The sequence below is a fragment of the Pseudomonas sp. TH37 genome, assembly GCF_016650735.1.
Taxonomy (GTDB): domain Bacteria; phylum Pseudomonadota; class Gammaproteobacteria; order Pseudomonadales; family Pseudomonadaceae; genus Aquipseudomonas; species Aquipseudomonas farris.
This window is the reverse complement of the sequence record NZ_JAEKFD010000006.1, coordinates 284,717-299,489: the sequence shown is the minus strand read 5'-3', so window position 1 is coordinate 299,489 and position 14,773 is coordinate 284,717. Positions and strand designations below refer to the sequence as shown.

13 protein-coding genes and 1 pseudogene are annotated in these 14,773 nt (G+C 60.0%); 3 read left to right on the top strand and 11 right to left on the bottom strand.

The window, feature by feature from the left end:
* Nucleotides 1–23: 23 nt before the first annotated feature.
* From tcyN to JFU11_RS17825, 4 genes are all read right to left on the bottom strand, one after another.
* Entirely contained in the window at nt 24–773 is a 750-nt protein-coding gene (gene tcyN, locus JFU11_RS17840; protein ID WP_008068688.1) for an L-cystine ABC transporter ATP-binding protein TcyN, read from the bottom strand.
* Between the two features lie 4 nt (nt 774–777).
* A complete protein-coding gene (gene tcyL / locus JFU11_RS17835) occupies nt 778–1,443 on the bottom strand; it encodes a cystine ABC transporter permease (protein WP_007903115.1) in 666 nt (221 codons plus the stop codon).
* Nucleotides 1,443–2,237, bottom strand: a complete 795-nt coding sequence (tcyJ, locus tag JFU11_RS17830; RefSeq protein ID WP_201061583.1) for a cystine ABC transporter substrate-binding protein — start codon at nt 2,235–2,237, stop codon at nt 1,443–1,445. The genes tcyL and tcyJ overlap by 1 nt, the downstream gene beginning before the upstream one ends.
* A gap of 362 nt (nt 2,238–2,599) precedes the next feature.
* The gene (locus tag JFU11_RS17825) at nt 2,600–3,592 is read right to left on the bottom strand and encodes a D-cysteine desulfhydrase (RefSeq protein WP_201061580.1); all 993 of its coding nucleotides are present in this window, start codon (nt 3,590–3,592) and stop codon (nt 2,600–2,602) included.
* Nucleotides 3,593–3,782: 190 nt separating this feature from the next.
* Here JFU11_RS17825 and epsC point away from each other — a divergent pair, with 190 nt between their 5' ends.
* Entirely contained in the window at nt 3,783–4,709 is a 927-nt protein-coding gene (epsC, locus tag JFU11_RS17820; protein ID WP_008005160.1) for a serine O-acetyltransferase EpsC, read from the top strand.
* Nucleotides 4,710–5,070: 361 nt separating this feature from the next.
* Complete coding sequence (gene betT, locus JFU11_RS17815) at nt 5,071–7,026, top strand: choline transporter BetT (RefSeq protein ID WP_201121340.1); 1,956 nt, start codon at nt 5,071–5,073, stop codon at nt 7,024–7,026.
* A 26-nt stretch (nt 7,027–7,052) separates the two neighbouring features.
* On the opposite strand, the gene JFU11_RS17810 is transcribed toward betT, so the two are convergent.
* Together JFU11_RS17810 and JFU11_RS17805 are read right to left on the bottom strand one after the other, a co-directional pair.
* Nucleotides 7,053–7,313 carry a hypothetical protein gene (locus JFU11_RS17810; protein ID WP_123721735.1) on the bottom strand — a complete coding sequence of 87 codons (261 nt, stop codon included), beginning with the start codon at nt 7,311–7,313 and terminating at the stop codon, nt 7,053–7,055.
* 174 nt (nt 7,314–7,487) lie between these two features.
* Nucleotides 7,488–7,607: pseudogene (locus JFU11_RS17805) on the bottom strand (SDR family oxidoreductase); the annotation flags it as partial.
* Between the two features lie 245 nt (nt 7,608–7,852).
* On the opposite strand from JFU11_RS17805, the gene mgrA reads away from it, so the two are divergent.
* Nucleotides 7,853–8,890, top strand: a complete 1,038-nt coding sequence (gene mgrA / locus JFU11_RS17800; protein ID WP_201061574.1) for an L-glyceraldehyde 3-phosphate reductase — start codon at nt 7,853–7,855, stop codon at nt 8,888–8,890.
* Nucleotides 8,891–9,013: 123 nt separating this feature from the next.
* On the opposite strand, the gene tauD is transcribed toward mgrA, so the two are convergent.
* From tauD to gshA, 5 genes are all read right to left on the bottom strand, one after another.
* Nucleotides 9,014–9,856 (bottom strand): taurine dioxygenase, encoded by an 843-nt coding sequence (gene tauD / locus JFU11_RS17795; RefSeq protein ID WP_201061572.1) that lies wholly within the window; start codon nt 9,854–9,856, stop codon nt 9,014–9,016.
* A 143-nt stretch (nt 9,857–9,999) separates the two neighbouring features.
* Nucleotides 10,000–10,833, bottom strand: a complete 834-nt coding sequence (gene tauC, locus JFU11_RS17790) for a taurine ABC transporter permease TauC (protein ID WP_201061570.1) — start codon at nt 10,831–10,833, stop codon at nt 10,000–10,002.
* On the bottom strand, nt 10,830–11,624 hold the full coding sequence (gene tauB, locus JFU11_RS17785; RefSeq protein WP_201061568.1) for a taurine ABC transporter ATP-binding subunit: 795 nt from the start codon (nt 11,622–11,624) through the stop codon (nt 10,830–10,832). The genes tauC and tauB overlap by 4 nt, the downstream gene beginning before the upstream one ends.
* Nucleotides 11,625–11,640: 16 nt before the next feature.
* A complete protein-coding gene (gene tauA / locus JFU11_RS17780; RefSeq protein WP_201061566.1) occupies nt 11,641–12,618 on the bottom strand; it encodes a taurine ABC transporter substrate-binding protein in 978 nt (325 codons plus the stop codon).
* 290 nt (nt 12,619–12,908) lie between these two features.
* Nucleotides 12,909–14,492, bottom strand: coding sequence for a glutamate--cysteine ligase (gshA, locus tag JFU11_RS17775; RefSeq protein WP_123721710.1), 1,584 nt, complete (start codon nt 14,490–14,492; stop codon nt 12,909–12,911).
* Between the last annotated feature and the right edge of the window lie 281 nt (nt 14,493–14,773).

Here is a 14,773-nt window from a genome sequence, read left to right as displayed (position 1 = left end):
GACAGTTTTCGAGTGGGGCAGCACTAAGCGTTATTAAGAAACTTGCTGAGAAACTGCTTCGTCCGTTCCTCTTTCGGATTGGCAAACAGTGCCTTGGCTTCGCCTTGTTCGACGATCACACCCTTGTCGAAAAACACCACGCGGTTGGCTACGTCCCGGGCAAAGCCCATTTCGTGGGTAACGATCACCATGGTGCGTTTCTCCTCGGCCAGGCCGCGGATGGTCGCCAACACTTCACCCACCAGTTCCGGGTCCAGCGCCGAGGTTGGTTCATCGAACAGGATCACTTCCGGTTCCATCGCCAACGCTCGGGCAATCGCCACACGCTGTTGCTGACCGCCGGAGAGGCGTCGCGGGTAAGCGTCTTCCTTGCCCGCCAGGCCGACCTTGGCCAATAGCTTTTTACCCAGGGCAACGGCTTCGGCACGCGGGATCTTTTTCACCACCAACGGGCCTTCGATCACGTTTTCCAGGGCCGTGCGATGGGGAAACAGGTTGAAGTTCTGGAACACAAAACCCACGTGCTGGCGCAAGCGCCGTACCAGGCTCTGCTGCTGGTTCAGGGGACGGCTGCCATCGATCTCGATGTCGCCGACCTTGATCCGGCCGCTGCTAGGTTCCTCGAGAAAATTCAGGCAACGCAGGAAGGTGGTCTTGCCCGAGCCGCTGGGGCCGATGATCGCCACCACCTCGCCTTCCTTCACCTGCAGATCGATGCCGTTGAGCACCACCTGACCCTTGAACTGCTTTGTCAGTTTTTCCACGACAATCATTGGGTCAGGACTCCTGGTCGTGCCGATTGACCCGCGCTTCCAACTGGTTCTGCAGGTGCGACAGTACAGTCGCCAGAACCCAGTAGATCAGCGCAGCGGCAAGATACATGGTGAAAATTTCGAAGGTGCGAGCGGTAATCAGCTGTGCCTGACGGAACAGCTCCGGCACCTGAATGGTGGCCGCCAGAGCAGTGTCCTTGACCAGCGAGATGAAGCTGTTGCCCAAAGGTGGCAAGGCCGTGCGAGCCGCTTGCGGCAGGATGGCCCGGCGCAGGGTTTGCGCGCGGGTCATGCCGATACTGGCGGCGGCTTCCCATTGGCCGCGCTCGATGGAGCTGATGGCGGCACGCAGGATTTCGCAGGCGTAGGCTGCCATGTTCAGCGAGAAGCCGATCAGGGCCGCCGGCAGCGGATCAAGTTCGATACCCAATTGCGGCAAGCCGTAATAGATCACGAACAGTTGCACCAGCAACGGCGTGCCGCGAAAGAACGACACGTAGATGCGGGCGATCCAGCTCACCAGTTTGAAGCGCGACAGCCGCATCAACGCCAGGCCGAAGCCCATCAGCAGGCCGAAGAACATTCCGCCCAGGCTCAGGATGACCGTGTAGTACGCGCCCTTGAGCAGAAAGGGCGCGGAGTCCAGCGCAAGTTGGAAAGCTTCTCCCATTATTGAGTGACGTCAGCGCTGAAGTATTTTTCCGACAGCTTTTTCAGCGTACTGTCGGCACGCAGTTTGTCGATGGCTTTGTTCACTGCGGCCAGCAGCTCAGGCTCGCCTTTGCGCAGGGCAATACCGGCTTCCTGGCGGGAGAACGCTTCGCCGGCGGCGGCAGTGTCCTTGGCCTTCCTGGCATATTCCAGCGCGGCCAGGCGGTCGATCAGGATGGCATCGATGCGGCCGACGCGCAGATCCTGGAACTTGGTCGGATCATCTTCGTAGGTGCGGATGTCAGCCTTAGGCACATTCTCTTTCACCCACTGCTCGTAGTTGGTGCCCAGACCTACGCCGACTTTCTTGCCGGCCAGATCGGCGGCGGTCTTGATGGTGTCTTTGTTTTTGGTCAGGGTCAGCGCCTGAATCCCGGAAACGGTGTAAGGCGTCGAGAAGTCGTACTTCTTCTTGCGCTCTTCGGTGATGGTCACCTGGTTGATCACCGCGTCCAGACGCTTGGATTCCAGGGCTGCGAGGATGCCTTCCCATTTGGTCGGCTGCAGTTTGACCTTCACGCCCAGCTCTTTGGCCAAGGCTTCGGAGAACTCGACTTCGAAGCCGCTCAGTTTGCCGGCCTCGTCGACGAAGCTGAACGGTGGATAAGTGCCTTCCAGACCGACGTTGATTACGCCTGCGTCCTTGATTTTTTGCAGCTGCTCACCGGCCACTGCCTGCCCGAGCAGGCCGGCGCTCAGCGCCAGGCCCAGCGAACCCACCAGCAGATTTCGACGTAATGCGGAAAAATTCATGACAAGCCCCTGTGTTTTCTTATGGAAGACGCTTAAGGAAAGTTGGCAAATTCGGGATTTGAACGACTGCGATATCCTGCCCTAAAGCAGCTTATGCGTCTTGCTGCAAATTCGCCTGCGGCGCGACTATATGATGTTGTATTTAGATAGGAAAATACTAAATATTCAGTTTGTTATTCATTAAATGAATATTGGTGTGATGCTTCCTGTGGCGAGGGGGCTTGCCCCCGTTCGGCTGCGAAGCAGTCGCAAAGCCAGCCAACGCGATCAATCTGAAAGAACCTGATCACAGGTTTTGGGGCCACTTCGTGGCCCAACGGGGCGATGCGGCGTTCCGACAAGCACCCTCGCCACAGAGGAACTTAAAACACCGAGGTATAGGCAAACAACGCCGGCGCCCCACCGGTGTGCAGGAAGATGATCGGGCCGTCATTGAAGCGCTGGCGCCCGATGCCGTCGAGCAAACCGGCCATGGCCTTGCCGGTGTACACCGGATCCAGCAACAACCCTTCCTGACTCGCCAGCAGCTTCAGCGCCGACAATGTCCCGGCATTCGGTTCGCCATAACGCGGGCCGAAATATTCGTCCCACAGTTCGATTTTGAAATTCGCCGGCAGGCTCACGCCCAGCAGTTCGGCCGTGCGCTCGGCGAGGCCCTGGACTTTCGGTCGTTGTGCTTCATCGCTACGGGAAACAGTCACGCCGATCACTGGCAAATCCGGCAGTACTTCGCTCAATGCCAGCGCCAGACCGCTGTGGGTGCCGGCACTGCCGGATGCCAAGACCACCGCGGCGAAATTCAGCCCGGTGTCCTTGATCTGTTCAGCCAGTTCCAGGCCTGCACGGACATAACCCAAAGCGCCCAATGCATTCGAGCCACCAATCGGCACCAGATACGGCTTTTTACCGTTGCTGCGCAGACGCCCGGCCAGCGCTTCCAATTGCTCGTCGGCGTTGTCGAGGTTTTCCACCAGCTCGACCTTGGCATCGAACAGGTCCAGCAACAGCCGATTGCCGTTGCCGACATAGTTGCTGTCGTCGGTGCCGAGCGGATTTTCCAGCAGCGCCACGCAGCCCAGGCCAAGCTTGGCCGCAATGGCAGCGGTCTGGCGCACGTGGTTGGACTGGATCGCGCCGGCAGTGATCAACGTATCAGCGCCTTGGGCCAAGGCATCGGCGGCCAGGTATTCGAGTTTGCGCAGCTTGTTGCCGCCCAGCGCCAATGGCGTCAGGTCATCGCGTTTGACGTACACATCGCGGCCCAGCCAAGTCGACAGGCGTTCGAGTTTTTCCAGGGGAGTAGGATGACCGAGCAGGTCGAGGCGGTTAAAGCGGGCAAGCTGTTGTTTGATCATGGGTCCGTACTGGCGGAGGAAGATGTCAGGACTATAGGCACGGGTATTTAGTGGGGCAACTGCCAATCGCTTATAGCCAAAAGTATTGAGCACAGCACTATTGGTTCTTAATTCGGCTGCAAGCCGTTGCCGTAAAGTAATCGCGGTTAACGCGGCCAGACAGTCCGGCCGCCCGTGAGGAGTTTTTACCGTGAGCGAGCGTTCCAGCCATTGGCAATTGCAGACCATCGTCAGCCAACTGCGTACGGCGCGCGACCAGTGGCGCGCACAAAACGGCCGTGCCAGCGGCGAGCAGGGTGGTCGCGAGTTGCCGTCACGAGCGGCCATGGCGGACATTCTTGAAGCCTTGTGCGGTGCGCTGTTCCCGATGCGTCTGGGCCCGGTGGATTTGCGCGAGGAGAGTGAAGATTTCTACGTCGGTCACACACTCGACGTCGCATTGAACGCGTTGCTGGCTCAGGCGCGGCTCGAACTGCGTTACGCCGCGCGCCACAGTGCCCAGGCCGACACGGAAGTCGAGGCCAAAACCATTCAGATCATTCAGGACTTCGCTCTCGCTTTGCCGGGGCTGCGCACTCTGCTGGACACCGACGTACTGGCGGCCTATCACGGCGACCCGGCGGCTCGCAGTGTCGATGAAGTGTTGCTCTGCTATCCGGGGATTCTGGCGGTGATTCACCATCGTCTGGCCCATCATTTGTATCGCGCCGGCTTACCGCTGCTGGCGCGGATCAGCGCGGAAATCGCCCACTCGGCCACCGGCATCGACATCCATCCGGGGGCGCAGATCGGTCGCAGTTTCTTCATCGATCACGGGACGGGTGTGGTGATCGGCGAGACTGCGATCATTGGCGAGCGCGTGCGGATTTATCAGGCGGTGACCCTGGGTGCCAAACGCTTCCCGGCGGACGAAGACGGCCAGTTGCAGAAGGGCCATCCGCGGCATCCGATCGTCGAGGACGATGTGGTGATCTATGCCGGCGCGACGATTCTGGGGCGGATCACCATTGGCAAGGGCTCGACCATCGGCGGCAACGTCTGGCTGACCCGCAGCGTGCCGGCAGGGTGCAACCTGACCCAGGCGAATCTGCAGCATGATGATGGGACACAGAAGTAAGCCAGTTTGTAACACCTGTGGCGAGGGGGCTTGCCCCCGTTCGGCTGCGAAGCAGTCGTAAAACCTGTGTCTCTCAAACTGGCTGGAGGAATGTGTTGCCTGGGTTATTTTGGGGGGCCGCTTCGCGCCCCAACGGGGGCAAGCCCCCTCGCCACAAAGCTACCGCCGAGCCCTGCGATTAGTCCTTAGCCCCCTATCCATGTTTAACTTGAACGCTCATTCAAGTTAAACCGCCGGTTTGCTGCCCGCTCACAACAGGAGGCTTGCCTTTGCCGAGTCCGTTATTGATTGCCCTGTTTCACCCCCTTGAGGTGCACCTTTCATGAGTGCATCGTCCACCCCTGCAAGCGGCCAGGTCCGCATGAATCCGCCGGTTTTTTATTTCGCGGCGACCTTTATTCTGTTGTTCGCCGTTGTCGTCATGGCGATGCCCGAGCAGGCCGGTGCCTGGCTGTTGCAAGCGCAAAACTGGGCGGCCAATACGGTCGGCTGGTACTACATGCTCGCGATGACGCTGTATCTGGTCTTCGTGGTGGTCACCGCCTTGTCTGGCTACGGCAAGATCAAGCTCGGTGCCGACCACGACGAGCCCGAATTCAGCTACCTGTCCTGGGCCGGCATGCTGTTCGCCGCCGGGATCAGCATCACGCTGTTTTTCTTTTGCGTGTCCGAACCGCTGACTCACCTGGCGCAACCGCCGCAAGGCGAGGCCGGCACGGCGGATGCGGCGCGTCAGGCGATGCAGATTCTGTTTCTGCACTGGGGCCTGCACGGTTGGGGCGTGTTCGCTTTCGTCGGCATGGCGCTGGCTTATTTCGCCTATCGACATAACCTGCCGCTGGCCCTGCGTTCGGCGCTGTACCCGCTGATCGGCAAGCGCATTAATGGCCCGATCGGCTACGCGGTGGACGGCTTCGGCATCATTGCCACGGTATTCGGCCTCGGCGCGGATATGGGCTTTGGCGTATTGCACCTCAATTCGGGCCTGGACTACCTGTTCGGCATCGCCCACACCCAGTGGATTCAGGTCGGCCTGATCACGTTGATGATGGGCGCGGCGATCATCGTTGCGGTGTCCGGCGTCGATAAAGGCGTGCGAGTGATGTCCGACATCAACATGCTGCTGGCCTGTGCGCTGCTGCTGTTCGTGTTGTTCGCCGGCCCCACCCAGCACTTGCTCAATACGCTGATCCAGAACATCGGCGACTACCTCGGCGCCTTGCCGATGAAAAGTTTCGACCTCTACGCCTATGACAAACCCAGCGACTGGCTGGGTGGCTGGACGGTGTTCTACTGGGCCTGGTGGATTGCATGGTCGCCGTTCGTGGGGCTGTTCATCGCGCGGATTTCCCGTGGCCGGACCATCCGTGAATTCGTCTTCGGCGTGCTGCTGATCCCGCTCGGTTTCACCCTGGCGTGGATGTCGATCTTCGGCAACAGCGCCATCGACCAAGTCCTCAACCACGGCATGAGCGCGCTCGGCATGTCGGCCATCGACAACCCGTCGATGACCCTGTACCTGCTGCTGGAAACCTATCCGTGGAGCAAAACCGTGATTGCGGTCACGGTGTTCATCAGTTTCGTATTCTTCGTGACATCCGCCGACTCCGGCACCGTAGTGTTGTCGACGTTGTCCGCCAAGGGCGGTAACCCGGATGAAGACGGGCCGAAATGGCTGCGAGTGTTCTGGGGCGCGATGACGGCGTTGGTGACCAGCGCGCTGCTGTTCTCCGGCAGCATCGATGCGTTGAAGTCAGCGGTGGTGCTGACTTCGTTACCGTTCTCGATGATTTTGCTGCTGATGATGTGGGGGCTGCACAAGGCGTTTTATCTGGAATCGCAGAAGCAGATCGCGCAACTGCATTCCCTTGCGCCGGTGTCCGGATCACGGCGCGGTGGATGGCGTCAGCGTTTGAGTCAGGCGGTGCATTTCCCGTCTCGGGATGAGGTCTATCGCTTCCTCGATACCACGGTGCGTCCGGCGATTGAGGACGTGACCGCAGTGTTCGTCGAGAAGGGTCTGCATGTGGTCGCTCAGCCTGATCCGGCCAATGACAACGTCAGCCTGGAGATCGGTCACGGCGAACTGCATCCGTTCATCTATCAGGTACAGATGCGCGGTTACTTCACTCCGTCATTCGCCCGTGGCGGCATGGGTTCCAAGCAACTCAACAACCGCCGCTACCACCGGGCCGAGGTGCATTTGAGAGAGGGCAGTCAGGATTACGATCTGGTGGGCTACACCAAGGAGCAGGTCATCAACGACATCCTCGACCAGTACGAACGGCACATGCAGTTCCTGCACTTGGTGCGTTGATCTACGCGGGTGGCGCTGACGTCTTGTCAGGCGTCAGTGCTCATCGCCATGAACAACACCAACGCCGCCACCGGTACGCCGAACACCGCGCTACCCACCACCAGTTCGGTGCTCAACGGTTGGCCGGCGTTGACCATGCCGACCGCGCCGTTGATCAAGGTCAACGCCAGCCACAGCACGACAAAGCTAAAGGCCAGGGTCTGGCGGGGGAAACCGATTTTCTCGCCGATGAACAGCATCAGCGCCAGCAGAACCAGGCCGAAGAAGATGATGATTGCTGTGTGCATGGTGAGTCCACCCTTCAGGTATACATTGCTTTTGAGGCAGCCATCGCGAGCAGGCTCGCTCCCACATTCAACCGCGTTGCTGGATGAGAGCTCGGTCATCTGTGGGAGCGAGCCTGCTCGCGATGGGGTCACCTCGGTGTCCTTGATACTTATTGAGCATAGGCACCGCTGCGCTTAAACCAACCCACCATTCACCCGCAGAATTTGCCCATTCACCCAAGCCGAATCCGGTCCCGCCAGAAACGACGCAACGCGAGCAATATCCTCCGGCTGACCCAAATGCTCCAGTGGAGGCGCCGTTTGAAGGCAAGCGAAGATCAAAAGATCGCAGCCTTCCGCAGCTCCTATGGTGATATGCGGTCGAGCGTAGGAGCTGCCGAAGGCTGCGATCTTGGCGATACGCCTGACACTGAAGATGAAAACTGTGAAACGTTTCAGCAATTAGTCGAGTCCGAGGTTTATCGGCGTTTGTCCAAGCGTATGCTGGGCAACTTGCAAAGCAGTCGATACCACATTCAAGACAGACAAGAGAGGATTCGATGACCTACACCGCTGCCGAAAATCGCTACGATTCCATCCCTTACCGCCGTGTAGGCCGCAGCGGGTTGGTGTTGCCGGCACTGTCCCTGGGCTTGTGGCACAACTTTGGCGACAGCACGCCGATCGATACCCAGCGTTCGTTGCTGCGCACGGCATTCGATCTCGGTATCAACCACTTCGACCTGGCCAATAACTACGGCCCGCCGTACGGCAGCGCCGAGATCAACTTCGGTCGTTTGCTGCGTGAAGACTTCAAGCAGTACCGCGACGAGTTGATCATCTCCAGCAAGGCCGGTTGGGACATGTGGGCCGGCCCTTACGGTCAGGGCGGTGGTTCGCGCAAATACGTGCTGGCCAGCCTCGACCAGAGCCTGCAACGCCTGGGCCTCGACTATGTGGATATCTTCTATTCCCATCGCTTCGACCCGGACACGCCGCTTGAAGAAACCGCCAGCGCACTGGCCACGGCGGTGCAGCAGGGCAAGGCGCTGTACATCGGCATCTCGTCCTATTCCGGGGTGAAAACCCGTGAAATCGCCGGGTTGCTGAAAGAGTGGAAAGTGCCGTTGCTGATTCATCAACCGGCCTACAACCTGCTGAATCGCTGGGTGGAAAAGGACCTGCTGGACACCACCGATGAACTCGGTACCGGCGTGATCGCCTTCACGCCATTGGCTCAGGGGCTGTTGACCGACAAGTACCTCAATGGCGTGCCAGCGGATGCGCGGGTCAATCGTCCGGGTGGTGGTTCGTTGCAGGCGTCGCACTTGTCCGAAGCCAATATCGCCCATGTGCGGGCGCTTAATGAAATCGCCAAACGCCGTGGTCAGAGTCTGGCGCAGTTGGCGCTGGCCTGGACCCTGCGCGATCCACGGGTGACCTCTGCGCTGATTGGCGCGAGCCGGCCGGAGCAGATCATCGAGAACGTCGGGGCGTTGAAGAACCTGAGTTTTAGCGTGGAAGAGTTGGCGGAGATTGACCGGTTTGCCCAGGAGGGTGGGGTCAATCTTTGGGAGAAGCCTTCGACGGCTGAATAACTCTGTACTGATCATTCCCACGCTCCGCGTGGGAATGCAGCCCGGGACGCTCCGCGTCCCATGCAGAGCCGAACGCAGAGCGTCCGTTGAGGCATTCCCACGCGGAGCGTGGGAACGATCGGCTCACCGGAAGAAAGGCACATCCCCCAACACCGTAGCCCGCTGCATCACCCGCCGTGCCGGGCGGTAATCATCCACCGCGTGATGCTGGGTCACGCGATTGTCCCAGAACGCGATGTCCTCTTTCTGCCAGCGCCAGCGGATAGTGAACTCCGGCCGTGTGGTGTGGGCGAACAAGAATTTCAGAATCACCTCGCTTTCCGTTTCCGACAGCTCGTTGATCTTCGACGTGAACCCTTCATTGACGAACAACGACCGGCGCCCGCTCACCGGGTGCGTGCGAATCACCGGGTGCGATAACGGTGGGTTCTTGCGCCGGGCTTCTTCCCACTGGGCCAAAGCTTGCGGTGTATTGCCATAGCGCTCCAGCGGGAACGAACGGGTGAAGTCGTGAGTGGCGGTCAACCCTTCGAGCAGAGTTTTCATCGGTGCGGACAGTGCCTCATACGCCGCAATACCACTGGCCCACAGCGTGTCGCCGCCAAATTCCGGCAGCAGTTTGGCGCTGAGCACAGCGCCCATGGCCGGGGTCGGCAGGAAGGTCACGTCGGTGTGCCAGATCGCGTTGTCCCGCACGTCGGTGACGGCGGTGTCGAGTATCAGCACTTCCGGCTGCTCCGGCACGTTCGGGTAGATCGGATGAATATGCAGGTCGCCGAAATAGGCGGCGAATCGCGCTTGCTGTTGCGGCTCGATCGGCTGGTCGCGGAAGAACAGCACTTGATGCTTGAGCAGCGCTTGTTCGATGGCGTCGCGTTGCTCCAGATTCAGCGGCTGGCTGATGTCGATGCCGCTAATTTGCGCGCCGAGGGCGGAGCTTAAAGGGACGATTGTCAGGCTGCTCATGGTATTTCTCTTTGAATTCGGGGGGCGAGCTTTTGTGGGAGCGAGCCTGCTCGCGATAGCGGAGTTTCAGGCGACATGGCTGTGGCTGATACACCGCCATCGCGAGCAGGCTCGCTCCCACAGGGTTTTTCACATGATGATTTTCAGTGAGCCTGGCCGTGCCATGGCACCAGTTTGCGTTGTAGCGCACGCAGGCCCATTTCCATGGCGAAGGCGATCAATGCGATCACCAGAATCCCCAGCACCACCACATCGGTGACCAGAAATTGCGCGGCCGACTGCACCATGAAGCCCAAACCGCTGGTGGCGGCGATCAATTCAGCGGCCACCAACGTTGACCAACCTACACCCAGACCAATCCGCACGCCGGTCAAGATGTCCGGCAACGCACTGGGCAGAATCACATGCCGAATCAACTGCGCCCGAGTTGCGCCCAGCGACTGCGCGGCGCGCAATTTCGCCGGGTCGACGGTGCGTACGCCAGTGGCGGTGGCAATCGCGATCGGCGCGAAGATCGCCAGGTAGATCAGCAGCACTTTTGATAACTCACCGATACCGCACCAGATCACGATCAGCGGCAGATAAGCCAGCGGCGGAATCGGGCGATAGAACTCGATCAGCGGATCGAGAATGCCGCGAGCGATGCGGTTGTGGCCGATGGCGATGCCGACCGGCACGGCGGTCAGCACGGCGAAACCAAGGCCCAGGCCAATACGGCTGAGGCTCGCGCCCAAGTGCTGCCACAAGGTCGAATCCATGTAGCCGGTGGTCACCAGCAGCCAGCCTTTTTGCAGCACGGCGGAGGGTGGCGGCAGGAACAGCGGTTCGATCAAACCAGTGGCCGTGACGGCCCACCAAATGGCAAGGAGGACCACCAGGGTCAGCACGCTGATCCAGCGCGTGTTCAAACTGCGACGCAGCGGAATTGCCGTCGAACCCGACTTCACCGTCGCGGCGGGAATTTCATAGGTGCTCATGCGCGCTCCTGCCGCTGAACGGCACTGCGTTGGGAGAACACTTTGGCGAGCACGTGTTCGCGGGTTTCGATAAAGCGCGGGTCGGATTTGATCGCCCGCGCCGATTCACCGGCAGCGTAACGCTGACCGAAGTCCAGGCTCAGACGCTCGACGATTTGCCCGGGGTTGGGCGCTAGCAGAATCAGATCCGTGGCGAGGAACACCGCTTCTTCAATGTCGTGGGTAATCAGGAACACCGGTTTGGCGGTGCGTTGCCAGACCTGCAGCAACAGCTCCTGCATCTGTTCGCGGGTGAAGGCGTCAAGGGCACCGAAGGGTTCATCCATCAGCAAAACCCGAGGGTCTGCTGCGAGGGCGCGGGCGAGGCCAACACGTTGCTTCTGCCCGCCCGAGAGCTGCCAGATTCGGCGATTTTCGAAACCGGAAAGGTCCACCAGCGCGAGCATTTCCCGGGCGCGCTGTTCACGTTTTTCCCGCGGAGTGCCGGCCAGTTCCAGACCGAAGCCGACGTTGGCCAGTACGTCCTGCCAAGGCAGCAGGGCGTCGTCCTGGAACACCACGCCGCGCTCGGCGCTCGGGCCTTTGACCGGCACGCCGTCAAGGGTGATGCGCCCGGCAGTGGGCTCGACGAAACCGGCAATCAGGTTCAACAGCGAGGTCTTGCCACTGCCGGACGGGCCGAGGGCGACCAGCAACTGCTGGGGCCCCAGACTCAGGGAAATATCCGCCAGCACAGGTTCCGTGCTGCCTGGGTACTGTGCGCAGATGCGCTCCAGCTGAAGCAAAGCCATCGCGGTTAACTCCCGATCAATTGGTGATGTATTTGGCGCTGACGTACGGCGCGTAGTCCGGCAGCACGGCCTCGACCTTGCCCTGTTCCTTGAGGAACACCGCGGTGTCGGTGATGGCCTTGGTGGTTGGCGCACCGAGGGTGATCACCTGATCAGCCGCAAGCGGGTACACGTTGCCTTGCAACAGCAATGGAATGTCGCTGGCCTTGGCACCGGAGAGTTTCACCAGTTTGTCGACGTTGCTTTGATTGGCGAGCCAGGCTTTCGGGTCTTTGCGGTAGTCGGCGTAGGCATCGAGGGTCACTTTGGCGAACGCGGTGACGATTTCCGGGTGCTTCTCGGCGAAATCCTTACGCACGATCCAGGCATCGAAAGTCGGTGCACCGAACTTGGCCAGTTCGCCCGAGGTGATCAGTACTTTGCCGTTTTCCTTGGCTACGCCGAGAGCCGGGTCCCAGACGTAGGTCGCGTCGATATCACCGCGTTTCCACGCAGCAATGATCGCCGGCGGCGCGAGGTTGAGCACGGTGACTTTCGATGGGTCGATGTTCCAGTGTTTCAGCGCGGCCAGCAGGCTGTAGTGGCCGGTGGAAACGAACGGTACGGCGATTTTCTTGCCGATCAGGTCTTGCGGAGTCTTGATCCCGGAACCATCGCGAGCGACCAGCGCTTCGGCGGCGCCGATTTGGGTGGCGATAAGGAAGGTTTCTACCGGAACTTTGCGGGTGATTGCTGCCGTCAGGGGGCTGGAGCCGAGATAGCCGATTTGCACATCGCCGGAAGCGATGGCGGCGATGATGTCGGCGCCGCTGTCGAATTTGCGCCAGTCGATGTTGGCTTTGGTGGCTTTTTCGTAGGTGCCGTCGGCTTGGGCGACTTTGGCCGGGTCAACGGTGGTCTGGTAGGCGACGGTCACATCTGCCGCCTGAGCCAGGAAACTCGCCGAAGCCAGAAACGCGGCGGCCAGAAGGCGAAGAGGGGAAGTCAGTTTCATCGGGAAGCTCCTTGTCAGGCGACCGAGAGTCGGCGTGAAAAGGAGACTAAATGATATAAGAATCCGAAAATAAATAACTTTTTCGAATTACCTTATGAGCGGAAAATTCTAAGAGAGGCCGTTGTGGCGAGGGGGCTTGTCGGACCGCCGCATCGCCCCGTTCGGCTGCGAAGCAGTCGTAATGCAGACGACTCGGTTTATCCGAAATATTGCGTGTGTCGGTTTTGAGACTGCTGTGCAGTCCAACGGGGGCAAGCCCCCTCGCCACAGAGGGGACCTACTCTGGCAGTTTAGTTGCTGATCGCCAGAATACTCGCCTGATACGACCCGACAAACACATCGAAATCGCCGACTTCGTTCTGTTCCAGCTCCACCTGCTGAGCCAGCGACGAGCGCGCCAGCTCTTCAAATTTAGCTTGTTCTTCGCTTGAAAGCGGCTCGCTGCGGAAAAACTCTGCGTGCACCTGACTCTGACGCAAGGAGAACTGAGCAAAGCTTTCCTTGTGCTCGGCCATCGCCGCCAACACCTGCGCCGATGGCGTCAGGGACGAGTCCTTGACCTTGGCCAGTTGTGCGTCCAGCGCCTTGCTGTGAGCATCGCCGCCATGGCTCTGATCCAGCAACGCCGCCAATGGCGCAATCTTTTCCAGCAATTCGCCGGCCCATTCCTTCAGGTCTACCGGGTGCCCGTCACGTTGCAATTGCAGGCCCGGACGACGACCTTCCTTGACCACACTGAGGAAGTTCGACGTCGCGTTACCGCAGCTGGTACTGGTCAGCAGCGGGCTGTCGTTCAGCGCGCAATACAACAGGAACGCATCAAGGAACCGCGACTCGGTGAGGTCGATGCCCATCGGCAGGAACGGGTTGATGTCCAGGCAGCGCACTTCGACGTACTGAATGCCACGGGCCACCAGCGCCTGGATCGGCCGTTCGCCGGTGTAGGTCACGCGTTTCGGGCGGATGTTGGAGTAGTACTCGTTTTCGATCTGCAGGATGTTGGTGTTGAGCTGAACCCACTCACCGTCCTGGTGCGTACCGATCTCGACGTACGGGGGGTAAGGCGTAGCCACCGCTTTGCGCAGGCTGTCGGTGTAGCTGGTCAGATCGTTGTAGCACGGCGTCAGACCGGCCTGGGCGTTGCTCTGGTAACCCAGGTCACTCATGCGCAGGCTGGTGGCGTACGGCAGGTACAACGTGTCCGGGTCCAGCTGTTCCAACTGATGCGAACGACCGCGCAGGAAACCGGCGTCCAGCGCAGGCGAGGCGCCGAACAGGTACATCAGCAGCCAGCTGTAGCGACGGAAGTTGCGGATCAGCGCGATGTAGGCCGACGACTGATAATCGCGATCGGTGCCGACAAAGCCTTCGGCCTCTTTAAGCCGCGGCCAGAGCTTTTCCGGCAGGGAAAAGTTGTAGTGGATCCCGGCGATGCACTGCATGGTCTTGCCGTAACGCAGGGCCAGGCCCTTGCGATAGACGTACTTGAGCTGACCGATGTTGGAGGTGCCGTAATAAGCGATCGGGATGTCTTCCTCGGCCGGCAACGGGCACGGCATCGATGGACTCCACAGGTACTCGTTGCCGAGCTTGCTGTAGGCAAACCGATGGATCTTATCGAGGCTCGCCAGCGTATCCGCCGGGTCTGGCAGGGCTGGCGTGATGAACTCCAGCAGCGACTCGGAATAGTCGGTGGTGATTTGTTCGTTGGTCAGCGCGGAACCCAATTCTTCGGGGTGCGGCGTTTGCGCCAGGCGCCCTTCGCCTGTCACGCGCAGGCATTCACGTTCGATGCCGTGAAGGCACTGTTCGAGCAGAGAGAGGTTAGCGCGCTCGCCGAGCAGAGCCAGGCGGCGGTTGAGAAGTTCGCTCAAGTTGGATTCCTTCACGCGTCAGTCGCCCCAATATGGGGGTGGGCAAGACGGTCTACAAGGGTGAAGTTAAAACTGGCGTTTTCGCCTGGTTTTCGGGCCGCACTGGCCTGCTGTCAGCCAGCCAAGGATTGATCGCCGCAATCCCCTGTGGGAGCGGCCTGTGGCGAGGGGGCTTGCCCCCGTTGGGCTGCAAAGCAGCCCCAAAATCTCTGATGTTCCAAGATATTGTGAGTGCTACGCACTCAAACGGGGGCAAGCCCCCTCGCCACAGGCGCTCCCAC

Bases quoted from the DNA above. Each gene is read 5' to 3' on its own strand.
- tauC (WP_201061570.1), bottom strand. From the start codon at position 10,833: ATGAGCACCTATGAAATTCCCGCCGCGACGGTGAAGTCGGGTTCGACG.
- tcyN (WP_008068688.1), bottom strand. From the start codon at position 773: ATGATTGTCGTGGAAAAACTGACAAAGCAGTTCAAGGGTCAGGTGGTG.
- tauA (WP_201061566.1), bottom strand. From the start codon at position 12,618: ATGAAACTGACTTCCCCTCTTCGCCTTCTGGCCGCCGCGTTTCTGGCT.
- tauB (WP_201061568.1), bottom strand. From the start codon at position 11,624: ATGGCTTTGCTTCAGCTGGAGCGCATCTGCGCACAGTACCCAGGCAGC.
- mgrA (WP_201061574.1), top strand. From the start codon at position 7,853: ATGACCTACACCGCTGCCGAAAATCGCTACGATTCCATCCCTTACCGC.
- tcyJ (WP_201061583.1), bottom strand. From the start codon at position 2,237: ATGAATTTTTCCGCATTACGTCGAAATCTGCTGGTGGGTTCGCTGGGC.
- JFU11_RS17810 (WP_123721735.1), bottom strand. From the start codon at position 7,313: ATGCACACAGCAATCATCATCTTCTTCGGCCTGGTTCTGCTGGCGCTG.
- tauD (WP_201061572.1), bottom strand. From the start codon at position 9,856: ATGAGCAGCCTGACAATCGTCCCTTTAAGCTCCGCCCTCGGCGCGCAA.
- JFU11_RS17825 (WP_201061580.1), bottom strand. From the start codon at position 3,592: ATGATCAAACAACAGCTTGCCCGCTTTAACCGCCTCGACCTGCTCGGT.
- tcyL (WP_007903115.1), bottom strand. From the start codon at position 1,443: ATGGGAGAAGCTTTCCAACTTGCGCTGGACTCCGCGCCCTTTCTGCTC.
- betT (WP_201121340.1), top strand. From the start codon at position 5,071: ATGAATCCGCCGGTTTTTTATTTCGCGGCGACCTTTATTCTGTTGTTC.